Source organism: Mesorhizobium sp. M2A.F.Ca.ET.067.02.1.1 (assembly GCF_004023285.1).
Lineage (GTDB): Bacteria > Pseudomonadota > Alphaproteobacteria > Rhizobiales > Rhizobiaceae > Mesorhizobium.
The window spans coordinates 1-2,004 of the sequence record NZ_RZSB01000950.1 but is presented as its reverse complement, the minus strand read 5'-3'; the positions used below and the strand labels follow the sequence as shown (position 1 = coordinate 2,004).

At 65.3% G+C, this 2,004-nt stretch carries 3 protein-coding genes and 1 pseudogene; 2 read left to right on the top strand and 2 right to left on the bottom strand.

The window, feature by feature from the left end; genetic code table 11:
* A partial coding sequence (locus EOA28_RS34130; RefSeq protein ID WP_128315764.1) for a LysR substrate-binding domain-containing protein occupies positions 1 to 723 on the bottom strand: 723 nt, incomplete at its 3' end.
* Positions 724 to 822: 99 nt separating this feature from the next.
* Between EOA28_RS34130 and EOA28_RS40675 the strand changes: the two genes are divergently transcribed.
* Both EOA28_RS40675 and EOA28_RS34125 read left to right on the top strand, forming a co-directional pair.
* The gene (locus EOA28_RS40675) at positions 823 to 1,098 is read left to right on the top strand and encodes an EamA family transporter (RefSeq protein WP_245501668.1); all 276 of its coding nucleotides are present in this window, start codon (positions 823 to 825) and stop codon (positions 1,096 to 1,098) included.
* On the top strand, positions 1,095 to 1,715 hold the full coding sequence (locus tag EOA28_RS34125) for a DMT family transporter (protein ID WP_245501667.1): 621 nt from the start codon (positions 1,095 to 1,097) through the stop codon (positions 1,713 to 1,715). The genes EOA28_RS40675 and EOA28_RS34125 overlap by 4 nt, the downstream gene beginning before the upstream one ends.
* Before the next feature lie 2 nt (positions 1,716 to 1,717).
* Here EOA28_RS34125 and EOA28_RS34120 read toward each other — a convergent pair.
* A pseudogene (locus EOA28_RS34120) lies at positions 1,718 to 2,004 on the bottom strand (thymidine kinase); the annotation flags it as partial.

Below are 2,004 nucleotides of genomic sequence, written 5' to 3'. Positions count from 1 at the left end.
GCGCAGCGACGGCGGCACGCTTCGTTGGGCAAGGCCGGCGACCGCCAGCCCGGCTTGGACGACCGCGACCAGTCCGAGCAGGGAGGCGCTGGAATAGGTGCAGCGATAGGATCGGTCGGCACCGCCCAGTGCCTGCAGCACATTCATCCTTGCCGCGCAGCCAGGTTCGAACAAGGCGACAGGCAGCGGATCGGTCTGCCAGGCGACGTGATTGGGGGAGGCGACCCAGACAAAGCGCTCCAGCCTGATCACCTCGAGCGGCTGATCCGGGAGGCGGGTGACGATCGCCAGGTCGAGCCTTCCCTCCGCTAAGGTCTTCACCAGCGCGGTCGACTGCTCGCAGACGAGTTCGACGGTGACCAGCGGGTGATCCTCGGCAAAGCGTGACAGCACGGGCGGCAGCAGGAAGGCGGCGTAGTCGTCCGGCACGCCGAGGCGCACGCTGCCTGTTTCCTTCGGCCGGGTGACGCTCGCCCATGCCTCGTCGGACAGTTTCAGCAGCCGGCGCGCATAGATGAGGAAATCCTCGCCGGCAGCATTGGGGGTGACCGTTCTAGGGCCCCGCACCAGAAGCTGGTTGCCCACCATGTCCTCCAGCCTTTGCATCTGCATGCTGACCGCCGACTGGCTGCGGCCGACTCGCGGCGCCGCATTGGACAGGCTGCCGCTTTCGACGACGGCAACGAAGGTCTTCAGCAGGTTGAGGTCGAGTGGAGCGGCCATGGCGCTATCAGCATATCGAATAGGTACTTACAAATCTATTCGCTTGATTGAAATCGTTTCGGCTGGCCACATGAGCTTCGATCCGTTGGAGAGCCGATGATGAGGGACATATCGATCGCCCGCTTCCCCGCCGCGAGCCTCGCTCTGGCGATGGTGATTGCCGGCACGGTTGGCGCCTTCGTCACGGAGTCGGGACAACATCCCGTCACCGTCGTCTTCTGGCGATGCGTGTTCGGCGCGCTGTTCCTGGCCGCCTGGTGCCTGCTGCGCGGCTACCTGCCGGACCGGACGCTGTCCCCATCCCGGCTTGCGCTCGCCGCGCTCGGCGGCGTTTGCATGGTGCTGAGCTGGACGGCCTTCTTCGCTTCGGCATGACATCGATCGCGACGACGACAATCGTCTACCATGTACAGCCGTTCTTCGTGGTGCTGATCGGCGTTGTCTTCCTCAAGGAACGCATTTCGCCCGACCAGATCCTATGGATGCTTGGCGCGTTTCTCGGCGTGGTGCTGGCCAGCGGCTTGGTCGTCACACACGGCCATGCCGACGCCAAATGGGCGTTGGGCATCGCGCTGACGCTGGGCGCTGCCCTGCTTTATGCGGTGGCGACGATCCTTGCCAAGGGCCTCGGACAACAGCGCGCGGAGATCACCGTGCTTTGCCAGACGCTGGTCGGGGTCGTGTTGCTCGCCCCGTTCGCCGACATCGGCCATCCCATCCCGCCTGCGTCGTGGGGCTGGCTGGCCGGGATCGGACTCCTGCATACCGGCATCGCCTATGTGCTGATGAACTCCGCCTTTCCGCGCCTGACGACGCCGGTCATCGGCATCCTCACTTTCATCTATCCGGTCGTGGCCATCATCATCGACTGGGCCATGTACGGCCACCCGCTCGGACCGGCGCAGGCTGCCGGCATGGCGCTGATTGCCCTGGCAACGCTCGGCGTGCGGCTTGGCTGGCGGTTTCCGATGCGGCGTGTCTCGGCCGCCTAAACTCAGGGGCTGACAAAACCAATGAAATCGTCGGGAGCAGACCTGCCCATTTCCTCTTCCCAATGGCGGCGGCAGAGCGAGACATAGACGTCCTTGCCGATGGCGACCTGCTGGCCCTGCTTCGCCACCTTGCCGTCGGAGCCGAGCCTGACCACCATCGTGGCCTTGCGGCCGCAGCGGCAGATGGTGCGCACCTCGCGCAGGTCGTCGGCGATGGCGAGCAGCGCGCGCGAGCCGGAGAACAGCTTGCCCTGGAAATCGGTGCGCAGGCCGTAGCACATGACCGGGA